Below are 11,741 nucleotides of genomic sequence, written 5' to 3' on the forward strand. Positions count from 1 at the left end.
TGCCGACCTGGTCGGCGCGATTACCGTTTTGGCGCGGGGACACCGCGTTGCAGCCTGTGGAGAGCCGGCGCAGTCAGACCGCTCTATGAAGCAGGAACCCACCGAAGCGGCTACGCAAAACATCTGCGTAGCGCCGTAGGAATCCCCTCCCTTTCCGCCGAAAGGCGGCAGCCGCAGGCCGAGGGAGGGGAGGATGTCAAGTGGATATTGCTGTCCATGGCAGTCTCAACCGTCAGATAAGTACCTTGTTTTGCATTGCGCGGGGGCGGCATCGGCTGGCATGTCGTCGTTTTCCCTGGGGACCATGTCTTTGCCGGTGTGGCGCAGGCTCATCCATCAGGTTCGCGGCATGGTCGAACCCAGCCGTCGGGACGGCCGTCGCCAAGGCGTGCATGGCGGCGTCATGCGCGCCGTCCTCGAGTCCTATGTGCACGGTGGCCTGGCCGCGGCGAGCGTGGACCTCGACGATATAAACGCGAGCTGAATGCCCGATGACTTGATGCAGCCACTGGCGCAGTGCTAGCACTTGGCTTGACGTTACAGCCACGCGCAGACGGATCCAGCGACTCGTGGTGTCGGGAGCGTCCCCGCGTGCTGCTGCGGAGCACCCGCTATCGTGGCCACCATGCCGCCGCGGGACGGAGGCAAAGGCAACGAGCAGACTTGTCGGTTGCATAGGGTTGAGACCCGCGCGGGGGCAGTTCGGCTGTTGATGATTGAATGCTAAGGAGCGCGGCGTCAACATGGCGCAGCAATCCTCGCATCCCGCATCAATATCTCATCAAGATGCGGGGCCAGCGCCGAGCCGCAGTGCGACAGCCTTTGCATCGCCGTTGCGCGTGCCGGTTGTGCCATGTGATGGAATGACTCTGTCAGCCATGCCAGACATGTTCTCGTCATAACCTCGCTCGCTGGTCAAGCACCTTTGTCTCTAAGCCACAGGCTCAGCGAACTCTCGGGTGCAGGCGCGCTTGCATCTACATTAGTCACAAAAGGCTTTCCGTCCTCATTTCACTGGCAGCAGCGTCGGATGCGGCCTGCGGCGCGGGCGCTCACGCGGCAGCATGTAGTGAGCAGGGAGTGATTATTAGATAGCATTGGTGGCATTGTCGGAGTGGTGGAGGCGCCTGGCCGGCAAGCCTCCTGATCCGCTCGCACCGATACCCGCCATGCGACGCGGTCGTGCAGCACACGCGATATTCGAAAAGAACGCCGCGCTGACTAAGCAGGGTCAAGATGACGCGACTGCGCAGTATGATTTTCGGGCCGCCCCGAGATCCGCTCGCCCAAGCGCCGCCATTCAGAACCGATGCCGCACGCCCACAATCGCGCCAACCTGGCTCTGCCCGGCGCCGACCTGTTCCGTGGTATTCACCAGCGTCGTCGCATTAGCATTCAGCGATGGCCCGAACCCAGACAAGCCCATCGCCGATCCATCCCGGTTCTTCGCGTAGGCGAGGATCGTATAGAGATCGGTGCGCTTGGACAGCGCGTACGTGCCCGACAACACAAAGCTCAGCGGATCGGCCGATGAATTGCGCACGTCGGTGTAGTACGCAGCGCCGGTCAGCGACACCGCTGGCGTGGCCTGGTACTGCACGCCGGCCCAGTAGAGGTTGGTGCGCAGGGAATTGGTGGTGAAGTCGCCACGGTAGTAGCGGTAGCCCGCCAGCACCTTGACCGACGAGAAGGCATACGCCGCTGCCACGGCGGCGCGGCGCTCGCGGTTGTCCTGCAGCGTGACCGTGCTGCCGCGGACTTCGTCGTAGGCCACGCGCGCGGACAGGGGGCCGTTGGAGTAGCCCAGGCTGGCGCTCCATTCCCGTCCTGCCTTGGACGCGCCGGCGATTTCGCCGCCGGCGGTGCTGTCGTAGCCGGTGCTGTAGAGCAGGCCGTAGTAGATGCCGCCGGTGGTGCCGGTGAACTTGATGGAGTTGTCGGCGCGGCTGGACATCCATTTGTCGTGCATCAGCAGGGAGTAGCGGGTTGAAATGACCATCGGGTCGAATGCCGACGAGAAATCGAACAGCAGCGTCTGATGGCGGCCGAGGGTCAGCGTGCCAAACGCGTTCTGCAGGCCGACGAAGGCCTGGCGGCCGAACAGGCGGCCGCCCTGGTTGACCTTGCCAGTGTCGAGGTCGAAGCCGTTCTCCAGTACGAATACGCCCTTGATGCCGTTGCCCAGGTCTTCCGTGCCACGCAGGCCAAAGCGCGAGGTGGAGAGGTTGCCGGTGGACATGCGCACCGTGGAGTCGCTGCCGCCGGCGGCGTTGGGCACGTGGCTCAGGTATTCGATGCCGGCGTCGACCACGCCATAGAGCGTGATACTGCCTTGCGCCATTGCGGCGCCGGGGATGAGCGGTAACAGCGCCAGCCATGCACGAGATTTCATTGCTTTGATTTCCTTATGATTTGCGACGCCCCAAGGGCTCGGGCATCGCAGCGGCGTCAATGTAGCCTCATAAGGACAATGCAAGAAAGGGAGTTCCCGGGACAGACTGTTCCTGTCGGCGAACAGTTGGTTCAGCAGGCTGCCGGCTGCCGGTCGGCACGCCCGTGCCGGCAAAGGTGGCGTCCGGCCGTACTGGCTCCGGAGCCTGCTGAGGCTCGAGTGGAAACGGCGCTGTGTAAATGGATAAAAGAAGAAGGTTTCGATCTCAAAGGGACCTGATGCTAGAGTTGTATTTAATCCTAGCCAATAGCCTGTCCGGACTGGTATCTTTAATAGTAGCTTCGGTTACCTGCCCAGAAACGGGCTAATCTGCGCCATGTCTCCACTGGCACCGCGCCAGTGCGAGGTACGCAATCCGTTGTGCCAGGAGTTAACGAGCAAGACCTTGGAGCGCGCCATAGTGGTCTGGTTGGCTGAGATTGTGCGTAAGTTTCTGCGCCTTAGCGAAGGGCGAATACTGGTGGAGCAACTGCGGCTGCTACTGGGCAATGTCGGCAGTTCTGTCGTTCCCGCGGTGCTTTTGGCCCTGGTGTTGGTCTGGGCCTTATCCAACGATAGCAACGCCTTCGGCCTGAGGGGGTGGTGTGCGGTAGTGATCCTGTCCAAGCTTTACTCCGCCTATCACGCGCGCCGCGTCCTTGCAGCCGGCCTTGCCATCGAGCAGGCCCCTCGCCTCGTCTTGGTGCTGATGGTGCTGAACCTGGTGGGTGGCGCGGCTTGGGGCGCTTTGGCATGGGTTACGCTCGATACGACCTCCGTCGTGGGGAGCATCTTGGTGAACTCGGTCCTGGCGGGTGTGGCAGGCAGTTCGATGTCGATGCTTTCACCAGTGCTGCCGGTGTTTGTCGTATTTATCGTCTTCGAGTTTATCGCTACCGCGTCCAAGTTCTGGCAGATGGGGGATCCGGCTTATACCGCGCTGGCACTGACACTTGTCTTGTATCTTGTCTCGCTCATCCTGCAGGCGCGGAACAGCGCTATTGCGGTGCGTGCCGCAATCGACGTGCGCTTCGAGAATATGGAATTGCTGGCGCGGTTACGCGAGGAATCCATTAAGGTGCAGCACGCGCATAGGGAGGCGGTTACGGCCAATCTGGCTAAATCAAGATTCCTCGCGGCGGCCAGCCATGATTTACGCCAACCGGTTCACGCGCTGGGGTTGTTTCTGGAAGTGCTCGCACGCGGCGAACTCACCGAGATCCAGCGCGGTGTGCTCGGGAATGCCCGCTCCGCTTCCGAGGCGTCCGCTGGCATGCTCAGCACGCTGCTCGATTTTTCACGGATCGAAGCGGGTGTCGTCGATGCACAAGTACGGCCGTTTCACCTGCAGCCACTGCTTCACAAGATTGAGAATGAACTTGCGCCGCAAGCCAATGCGAAAGGCCTGGTTTACCGCACGCGCGATACCCATGTGGCCCTGCAGTCTGATCCGGCATTGGTGGAATTGATCTTGAGAAACCTGGTGTCCAATGCCATTCGCTATTCCGAGCGAGGCGGTGTGCTGGTGGCGTGTCGCACTCGCGGCAATCAAACACGGCTGGAGGTCTGGGATACGGGAATCGGTATCGACCCGCTTCAGCACGAGGAGATATTCCGCGAATTCCATCAACTCGGTAATTCCGAACGGGACCGCAACAAGGGGCTGGGTCTGGGCCTGGCTATCGCGGATGGCCTGGCGCGCACGCTAGGGCATGAATTGTCTCTGTCGTCCAGGCCAGGGCGCGGCAGCGTGTTCAGGTTGATCTTGCCGAATGCGCGCGTTCCAGTCATCAGGGATGAGCGTGAAAATGATCATGCCCCTTTGCAAAAGCTCGACGTGCGAGTGTTGGTCATCGACGATGATGAGGTTGTGCGCGCGGGCATGCTGCAATTGATCCAAGACTGGGGTTGCAGGTGCGAGGCGGTTGAATCGATCGAGGATGCACTAGCCTCAGCACGCGTCAATCCCCCGGATATCGTCATCAGCGATTTCCGGCTGCGCAATCAGCGCACGGGCGCTCAAGCGATTGACGCGCTGCGTACGGAGTTTGGCGTGAATCTGCCAGCGCTCCTCATTACCGGCGACACTGCACCAGAGCGGTTGCGCGATGCGAGGGCCAGTGGGATACCCCTGCTGCACAAGCCCGTGGCGCCGAGCCAGTTATATGGGAGACTGGTGAGCGTGCTGACCGACATGGATAGGTAGGAGGCGGGACAGCCTGCACCTGTCGGCGAACAGCCTGTCCTGGCTCCCTTGGTTCCTTTCCCGCTTACCGCTTGCGCTGCAAAAACTCGTTCATATACCGCTGCGGCTCACCGGTCTCGAAGGCACTGCCAAACTCTGCCACGCTGTTGTTGATGGACACATCCAGCGGGGCTTCTTCCCACTCGCGCAACAGCCGCTTTTGCTGGCGCACCACGGTGGGGCCGAAGCCGGCCAGCAGCGTGGCGAGGCGCTCGATCTCGGCGTCCAGTTCGCCCAGCGGCACGACCTTGCTCACCAGGCCACAGGCCAGCGCTTCGCGCGCGTCGGAGATCTCGCCGGTCAGCAGCATCCACGCGGCGCGGGCGTTGCCGATCAGGCGGGGCATCAGCGCGGCGTGGATCACGGACGGAATGCCGACCTTGACCTCGGGCATGCCGACGTGGGTGTTGTCGGCGGCGATGCGGATGTCGCAGGCCAGCGCGAGCTCCAGCCCGCCGCCCAGGCACCAGCCGGGCATGCGCGCGATCACCGGCACGGGGAAGTGGCGCAGCGCGTCGCACAGGCCGCGCAGGCCGCTGATGAAGCGCTGCGCGCTGTCGCGGGTGAGGGCGGCCATCTCCTTGATGTCGGCGCCGCCGATAAAGCCTTTTTCCCCGGCGCCTTGCACGATCAGCACGCGGATCTCGTCGCGGGCAGCGAGTTCGGTCACGGCCTGGGTCAGTGCGGCGATGACCGGCGTGCTCAGGATATTGAGCGAGCCTGCCTCGCGGATGGTGAGGGTGGCGATGCCGAGCGCGTTGATCCCGACCCCGGCGTATTGCTTGTCGTATTGCTTGTCGTGCGGCTTGCTATCTGCGTGGCTCATGGCTCTGCCTTACTGCAATTTGGTGAAATGGATATCTTCGACGACCTTCTTCCAGTGCGCGTTCTGGCCGCGGATCAGGTCGGCGAATGCCTTGCGGGTCATCGGTGCGGGAATGGCGCCTTGCTTCTCGATGGCGGCGACGACCTCCGGATCGGCCAGGACCTGCCGCACTGCGTCGTTAAGCCTGTCCAGGATAGCCGCCGGCGTGCCGGCCGGCGCGCCCAGGCCGAACCAGGAGGGATTGTTCATGGCCGGCAGGCCGGCCTCGGCATAGGTTGGCACATTGGGCAGCACCTTCAGCCGCTGCCTGGCCGCCACCGCCAGCGGGCGCAGGCGGTTGCCCTGGATCAGGCTGGAGGAGGAGGGGATGTTGTCGAACACCACCTGGATCTGTCCCGCCACCGCATCGTTGAGCGCGGGGCCCAGGCCCTTGTAGGGCACGTGGAGCATCCTGGTGCCGGTCTCGTTCATGAACAGCTCGCCGTTCATATGGCTCAGGCCGCCATTGCCCGAAGAGCCGAACGAGTACTTGCCCGGGTTGGCCTTCAGCAGCTTGATAAAGTCGGGCAGGTCGCTGGCCGGGAAGGCGGGGTTGACCACCAGCACGTTGGGCACGTCGGCGAGGTTGCTGATGGGTTCGAAATCCATGACGGGATCGTAGGCTGTTTTGGCGTACACGTTGGGGTTGACCGCGTGCGAGCTTTCCACTTCCATGACCAGCGTATAGCCGTCGGCGGGCTGCTTGGCCGCATAGGCACTGCCCACGGCGCCGCCCGCGCCGGGGCGGTTTTCCACCACAACGGGTTGCTTGAGCACGGCGCCGAGGCGGGTGCCGACGATGCGCGCGATGATGTCGGTGGTGCCGCCGGCCGCGTAGGGCACGATCAGCTTGATGGGCTTGTCGGGGTAGGCCGAGGCGTGCGCGCCGCTGGCAAGGCTCAGGCCAGCGAGCAGGGTGGTAGCGATGATGCGTTTGTTCAAGCGATGTCTCCGGATGGATTTGTTTATGTGTTGGTGCGCGCTGTCACTAACTGGCGTTGTGCCGGCCGTGCTCATCGAGCAGCGGCGGGGGCGCCAGCGCTCGCGCGCCGCTACTGGCCAGCATGGGGTTGCGGATCATCGGCACGCGGCCAAGCACCGGGTGCTCGGCTTGCTGCACCAGTTGGCGGTGCGCAACCTGCGGATGCGCGAACACTTCTGCCATCGAGTGGATCGGGCCCCATGGCACGCCGGCCGCATCGAAGGCTTGGGTCCAGCTCTGCCGGTCACGGGTGGGGAACACATCAGTGAGCAGCTTGCGCAGCGCCGGCAGGTTGGCGATGCGCCCGGAGTTGCTGGCGTAGCGCGCGTCTGTTGCCAGCGCGCCGAGGCCCGCCACTTCGCAAAAGCGTGCGAACTGCGTGTCATTGCCGATGGCAAGGATCAGGTAGCCATCCGCGCAGCGGAAGACTTCGTACGGCGCGCAGTTGGGATGCGCATTGCCGCTGCGTTGCGGCGCCCTGCCGGACACGAGGTAGTTGGATGCCTGGTTGGCATTGAGCGCCACGGCCACGTCGAGCAGGGCGATATCCAGATACTCGCCCTCGCCCGTGGCGTGGCGGCGTAGCAAGGCCGCCAGCACGGCCGAGGTGGCATACATGCCGGTGGTCAGGTCCACGACCGCCACGCCCGTGCGCAGCGGGCCGGCGCCCGGCTCGCCGTCGGGGTGCCCGGTGTAGCTCATCAGTCCGCCCATGCCCTGGAACACATAGTCGTAGCCGGGCTTGTCGGCCATCGGGCCGCTCTGGCCAAAGCCGGTGATCGACAGGTAGACCAGCCGCGGGTTGAGCGCCTTGAGCGTTTCGTAGTCCAGGCCGTAGCGGCGCAGCGTGCCAACCTTGTAGTTCTCCACCAGCACATCCGCTTCCAGCGCAAGCTGCCGGATCTGCGCGGCGCCTTCGGGGGTGGCGTAGTCGATGGCCACGGATTGCTTGCCGCGGTTGCAGCAGATGAAGTAGGCGGAGAGACCGGCCTGGCTATCGCCGCTCGCGCTGTCTTCAGGCGCTTGCAAGTAGGGCGGGCCCCAGCCGCGCGTATCGTCGCCGTGACCGGGGCGTTCTATCTTGGTGACTTCGGCGCCCAGGTCGGCCAGGTTCTGCGTGCACCACGGGCCGGCCAGTATCCGGGACAAATCCAGCACCTTGATGCCGGCCAGGGCCTGATGAAGCATGGGTTCTCCGCAAGACAGGTAGTGATAGTGCGGGCGAGTGTATCGGCGGCCCCCGGGGCGGGCCAGTTCATAGTTTTCAAGGAAGCGTTCGCCGAATTCGAATGGCGCGGGGAATGCCGGGGGCGGCCTGAAGTGAATTCCGGGAGGCTCGGCTGCAAACGGTGCCGCATTCCTCTCCTAGCGGCGTGCGGCACGCGCTACACTTGAGCTACCGCGCCCGCGATCGAGAAGTAGATCGAGCAGAAGCATCCGGATTCCGGCGCGGCCAATTTCCTGCTTCACCTACCCCCAGCGAGGAGATGCATCATGTCGACACCGTCCAATCCGTTCACCGATTTCAGCAAGTTGCTTGAGCAGTACAAGCTCCCCGGGGTCGATATGACTTCGGTGATCGAAGCGCGGCGCAAGGATATCGAAGCCATCACGGAGGCCAACAAGGTGGCCTACGAAGGCATGCAGGCACTGGTGCAGAAGCAGACGGAGATCCTGAGCAAGACCATGCAGGAGATCCAGGAGGCGGCGCAAAAGATGACCACCGGCGGCAACCCGGCCGAGGCCATGGCCAAGCAGGGCGAGTTCGTTCAGCGGGGCCTGCAGCAGGCCTTCAACAACATGCGTGAACTGGCGGAGATGGCGCAGAAATCGCAGGCCGAGGCGCTGGCCGTGATCACCAAGCGCGCGGAGCAGAATATCGAAGAGGCGAAAAACCTGATGAAGGGAAAGGGCAAGTAAGCGCAAGTCCGCGCAAGCGATCCGCTGTTGCGGACAGCCTCGCCAGGCCAGGATCGCTCCCGATCCTGGCCTGGCGAGCCGCGGCTTCCTGCCATAGCGTCCATCGCAGTGCACTGAATGCATTGCTGTGAAAGGGATCCATCATGATCGCCATCACGAACGCCAGCCCGCTGATCTCGTTGATCGCGGGCATCCTGATCCTGATCATGCCACGGCTGCTCAACTACATCGTGGCGATCTACCTGATCATCATCGGCCTGCTAGGGCTGTTCGGCGGGCACCTGCACTGAGGCGCCCGGCGTAGCCGCGGGCATTGCGCGGATCTCCCGCACAGCACGGGAAGACCGCGCTGCGCAGGCGCGCTTTACTTCAAGATGCCTTGACTGCGCGGCGAGCGTTTTGCTGGACTGCGCCAGTCGCGGCCGCGGTCGATGCTTCGATGTTGGACTTGACCGTTTCAGCGGCTTGCTTCGACGCCTTCTGCACCGACTCGTAGGTGTGGTTGGCGGCCGCAACTGTCTGCTGCAGCAAGGTAGTGAGCGCTTCCGAGCCGGCCGGCGCATTCTTCACGAACGTATCGACGAAGGTCTGCACGCTGCGGGTGTGCTGTTCGTATTGCGCTTCCACCGTCTTGGTGAGCTCGGCCTGCGTGGCCGAGGCAATCTCGTACACATGCCGGGCATACGCCAGCGCCTTGTCGGCTGCCGGCTGCGCGAGCTTACCCTGTGCGCTGAAGACATCTTTCAGGTCGCCGCCGGACAAGGCCGCCTGGATGGTTTCCTGGCTTTCGGCCAGGCTCGACTTCGCGGCTTGCAGGTTCAGCTCGGCCAGTTTCTGGAAACCGTCGAAAGCCGTATTCGTCAATGCGAACCAGTTGGCGAAATGCGCTTTCTGGGCTTCGGCGAACTGGTCGGACGAAAAAACGAACATGCGTATTCTCCTGTGAATCGCCTGGCAGCTAGGCCGACACGCACGGGATGTGCTGTCGCGGTAACCAGGTCGAAATATGAGATTCGGAAAGGGCGGCATCACTGATTTGCGCAGTGCACCATCCAAGGGAAGATTCTAGATCCCTCTATTTGGATAGCCCCTAGGGAGATACCCGGACAAACCGGATATCTCGGCTGTTGCTGTGCAGCATGGTCGACATAGGCATACCCAACTGCGTGGGGGTGCTTTCGGCAGCACCGTCCTCTTCCCATCGTTCATACGCATTGGGGGCTGGTGGGCTACCGGCTCAGCCAGGGCGCAAATTGGGCCCGCGAACGCATCGCCCGGCTGCGGGAGCGTGGCGGTGACGCGTGCGGGGGCAGACAGACGGAGTCCTCCGCTTGCCGATGACCGTCTTCCCGCTCCCGCCGTGCGGCAATCTGCGATTGCCTGGGCTTATGCTGCCGGCTTTTCGAACGCGCGCAGCGGCGTGAGGAATTCCAGCGTGCGCTCGCGCTTGAGCAGCCTCGGCAACGCCCGCTCATATGCCTGCCGGTAGGGCCGGCTCAAGTGATGCGTCTGGAAATACGCGGGGCTGCAAGCCCAGGTTTCGTACAGCACCAGCGTATCGGGGTCCTCGACCGAGCGATGCAGGTAGGTGTTGACGAAATCCGGCTCCTTGGCCATTTGCTCCAGCACTTCCAGCAAGCTGGATTCGAGTTCGTCGCGATGTTCCGGCTTGCCCGGCAGGTGGACGATAAAGGCGATGTTTTCGCTCATGGTATTCAGTGCTCCTTGCTGATGCTAAGTCGGCCAAGTCGGCCAAGTCGGCTAAGCCAGCCCCAGCCTCACAGCTGGCTCATGCCGCCATCGACGATGATTTCCGTGCCGACGATAAACGCGGATTCGGTGGCCGAGAGATGCAGCACCGTTGCTGCGATTTCCTTCGGGTCGCCAAAGCGGCCAAGCGGGATCTGGCTCTTGATCTGGGCGGCGGTGTCGGCGAGGGTGTCGGCGTCCAGGCCGAGCTTGCCGAAGAGCGGCGTGCTCACCGGGCCCGGGCTAAGCACATTGACGCGTACGCCGCGCGGCAGCAGTTCGGCGGAGAGCGTCTTGGCCAGCGAGATGAGGCCGGCCTTGCTGGCCGCATAGACGGCGGACGACGGCATGCCGATGTGCGCGTTGATGGAGCCGTTGAGCACGATCGACGCGCCTGGGTTGAACAGCGGCGTCAGTGCCTGGATCTGGAAGAAGGGGCCTTTCACATTGGTATCGAAGGTCTGGTCCCACATCGATTCCTCGACATCCGACAGCGGCGCGAACCTGGCGATGCCCGCGTTGATGAACACGGCGTCGAGCTTGATGCCTTCGTCGGTGAGACGTTTTGCCAGCGCGCGGGCTGCTGCAACGGTGCCGGCGTCGTTCTGGATGGCTAGCGCGTTGGCGCCCAGCGTGGGCTTGGCGGCTTCCAGCGTCGCGGAATCCCGGCCCGTCACGATGACGCGCGCGCCCTCGGCGGCGAATGCCTGCGCGGTGGCCAGGCCCATGCCACTGTTGCCGCCAGTGACCAGTACGGTTTTGCCTTCAAAGCGATTCATGGTGTTCTCCTGAGAACGTTGTGTGGTGGTGTGAATGGATTATGGACAGCGCGGTGCAATAAGCCATGCGAAAGAGTTGGCGATCTCGTTCGATAAGATTGGACATCTTGGATGCACAAGCCGAAGCCGCCGGATGGGCCAAAGCCGCGCGCCATGACGACGGCTGTCGCTCCCTCTCCCCTCAGGGGGAGAGGGCCGGGGAGAGGGGTGGCTTAGCTAGGAGCTACTTGAAGCGGTGCCTTCAGTTTTTTCAAGCACGATGGCGTATCGGTGTGTCCAGATAAGGACACGTTATCCAGTCGGTGAAAGTCCGACCGAGGCAAAAGACTCAGTCCTCGTAGCTAGGGAGGCGTCATGGCGCGAAAGCAAGATGACGGAGCCCTCCGACAGTATGCTCAGAAAGGAGTGTATGCAACGCACCAGGTTGCAACGTGCAGTGAACGCAGATGTAGCCTCGTCACACGAAAACCCGGTGGCTGAGACGGTCGATAACGCGCGAAAGCAGCAAGAGTTGTCCGAAACGAGTCCGATACGGCAACTCTCACCGGCGGGGTATCAGCGGCGACATGGTGTGAAGGATAACGTGGAAACTGGAGAAGCCCTCGGCACCCGGCGGAGAAATCCCGTCGAGGAGATGTCCGCTATAACCGCGAGTGGGAAATGCGGGCATAGGTGCCAGGGTGACGGATCGGGTCGTAGTGTGCGCTGAGCAGCGCGTTGTTCAGGAGGGTTGAAGTCCCTCTGGCGCCCGGATGAGGGGTGCCATATCC

At 62.9% G+C, this 11,741-nt stretch carries 11 protein-coding genes; 4 read left to right on the plus strand and 7 right to left on the minus strand.

All coding sequences use genetic code 11. The features are described from left to right. Positions 1–280 precede the first annotated feature (280 nt). Entirely contained in the window at positions 281–484 is a 204-nt protein-coding gene (locus tag ACGLHR_RS47835; protein WP_400102751.1) for a hypothetical protein, read from the plus strand. Positions 485–1,300: 816 nt separating this feature from the next. Here the strand turns inward: ACGLHR_RS47835 and ACGLHR_RS47840 are convergent. Beyond that, positions 1,301–2,392: a porin gene (locus ACGLHR_RS47840; protein WP_400102752.1), complete on the minus strand. Its 1,092-nt coding sequence runs from the start codon at positions 2,390–2,392 to the stop codon at positions 1,301–1,303. A 445-nt stretch (positions 2,393–2,837) separates the two neighbouring features. Between ACGLHR_RS47840 and ACGLHR_RS47845 the strand changes: the two genes are divergently transcribed. Then, complete coding sequence (locus tag ACGLHR_RS47845; RefSeq protein ID WP_400102753.1) at positions 2,838–4,637, plus strand: hybrid sensor histidine kinase/response regulator; 1,800 nt, start codon at positions 2,838–2,840, stop codon at positions 4,635–4,637. Positions 4,638–4,701: 64 nt separating this feature from the next. Here the strand turns inward: ACGLHR_RS47845 and ACGLHR_RS47850 are convergent, their stop codons facing one another. From ACGLHR_RS47850 to ACGLHR_RS47860, 3 genes are read right to left on the minus strand one after another with little or no spacing between them, the layout of a single operon-like run. Then, positions 4,702–5,502, minus strand: coding sequence for an enoyl-CoA hydratase (locus ACGLHR_RS47850; RefSeq protein WP_400102754.1), 801 nt, complete (start codon positions 5,500–5,502; stop codon positions 4,702–4,704). Positions 5,503–5,511: 9 nt separating this feature from the next. Further along, on the minus strand, positions 5,512–6,483 hold the full coding sequence (locus ACGLHR_RS47855; protein WP_400102755.1) for a Bug family tripartite tricarboxylate transporter substrate binding protein: 972 nt from the start codon (positions 6,481–6,483) through the stop codon (positions 5,512–5,514). 46 nt (positions 6,484–6,529) lie between these two features. Continuing rightward, entirely contained in the window at positions 6,530–7,711 is a 1,182-nt protein-coding gene (locus ACGLHR_RS47860; RefSeq protein WP_400102756.1) for a CaiB/BaiF CoA transferase family protein, read from the minus strand. 306 nt (positions 7,712–8,017) lie between these two features. On the opposite strand from ACGLHR_RS47860, the gene ACGLHR_RS47865 reads away from it, so the two are divergent. Both ACGLHR_RS47865 and ACGLHR_RS47870 read left to right on the plus strand, forming a co-directional pair. Further along, entirely contained in the window at positions 8,018–8,443 is a 426-nt protein-coding gene (locus tag ACGLHR_RS47865; protein ID WP_400102757.1) for a phasin family protein, read from the plus strand. Between the two features lie 143 nt (positions 8,444–8,586). Continuing rightward, positions 8,587–8,733 carry a DUF3096 domain-containing protein gene (locus ACGLHR_RS47870; RefSeq protein ID WP_174426797.1) on the plus strand — a complete coding sequence of 49 codons (147 nt, stop codon included), beginning with the start codon at positions 8,587–8,589 and terminating at the stop codon, positions 8,731–8,733. 79 nt (positions 8,734–8,812) lie between these two features. Here the strand turns inward: ACGLHR_RS47870 and phaP are convergent, their stop codons facing one another. The 3 genes from phaP to ACGLHR_RS47885 all read right to left on the minus strand — a co-directional run bounded on the left by phaP (position 8,813) and on the right by ACGLHR_RS47885 (position 10,971). Next, complete coding sequence (gene phaP / locus ACGLHR_RS47875) at positions 8,813–9,373, minus strand: TIGR01841 family phasin (protein ID WP_400102758.1); 561 nt, start codon at positions 9,371–9,373, stop codon at positions 8,813–8,815. Between the two features lie 456 nt (positions 9,374–9,829). Next, positions 9,830–10,153, minus strand: a complete 324-nt coding sequence (locus tag ACGLHR_RS47880; RefSeq protein ID WP_400102759.1) for a putative quinol monooxygenase — start codon at positions 10,151–10,153, stop codon at positions 9,830–9,832. Between the two features lie 68 nt (positions 10,154–10,221). Further along, positions 10,222–10,971: an SDR family oxidoreductase gene (locus ACGLHR_RS47885; RefSeq protein ID WP_400102760.1), complete on the minus strand. Its 750-nt coding sequence runs from the start codon at positions 10,969–10,971 to the stop codon at positions 10,222–10,224. Between the last annotated feature and the right edge of the window lie 770 nt (positions 10,972–11,741).

The organism is Cupriavidus sp. CuC1, from assembly GCF_044627735.1.
Classification (GTDB): Bacteria; Pseudomonadota; Gammaproteobacteria; order Burkholderiales; family Burkholderiaceae; genus Cupriavidus; species Cupriavidus ulmosensis.

What these genes read in the sequence shown, in the direction of transcription:
- ACGLHR_RS47835 (WP_400102751.1), top strand. Translation starts at nt 281, where the DNA reads ATGTCGTCGTTTTCCCTGGGGACCATGTCTTTGCCGGTGTGGCGCAGG.
- ACGLHR_RS47860 (WP_400102756.1), bottom strand. Translation starts at nt 7,711, where the DNA reads ATGCTTCATCAGGCCCTGGCCGGCATCAAGGTGCTGGATTTGTCCCGG.
- ACGLHR_RS47870 (WP_174426797.1), top strand. Translation starts at nt 8,587, where the DNA reads ATGATCGCCATCACGAACGCCAGCCCGCTGATCTCGTTGATCGCGGGC.
- ACGLHR_RS47885 (WP_400102760.1), bottom strand. Translation starts at nt 10,971, where the DNA reads ATGAATCGCTTTGAAGGCAAAACCGTACTGGTCACTGGCGGCAACAGT.
- ACGLHR_RS47840 (WP_400102752.1), bottom strand. Translation starts at nt 2,392, where the DNA reads ATGAAATCTCGTGCATGGCTGGCGCTGTTACCGCTCATCCCCGGCGCC.
- ACGLHR_RS47865 (WP_400102757.1), top strand. Translation starts at nt 8,018, where the DNA reads ATGTCGACACCGTCCAATCCGTTCACCGATTTCAGCAAGTTGCTTGAG.
- ACGLHR_RS47850 (WP_400102754.1), bottom strand. Translation starts at nt 5,502, where the DNA reads ATGAGCCACGCAGATAGCAAGCCGCACGACAAGCAATACGACAAGCAA.
- ACGLHR_RS47880 (WP_400102759.1), bottom strand. Translation starts at nt 10,153, where the DNA reads ATGAGCGAAAACATCGCCTTTATCGTCCACCTGCCGGGCAAGCCGGAA.
- phaP (WP_400102758.1), bottom strand. Translation starts at nt 9,373, where the DNA reads ATGTTCGTTTTTTCGTCCGACCAGTTCGCCGAAGCCCAGAAAGCGCAT.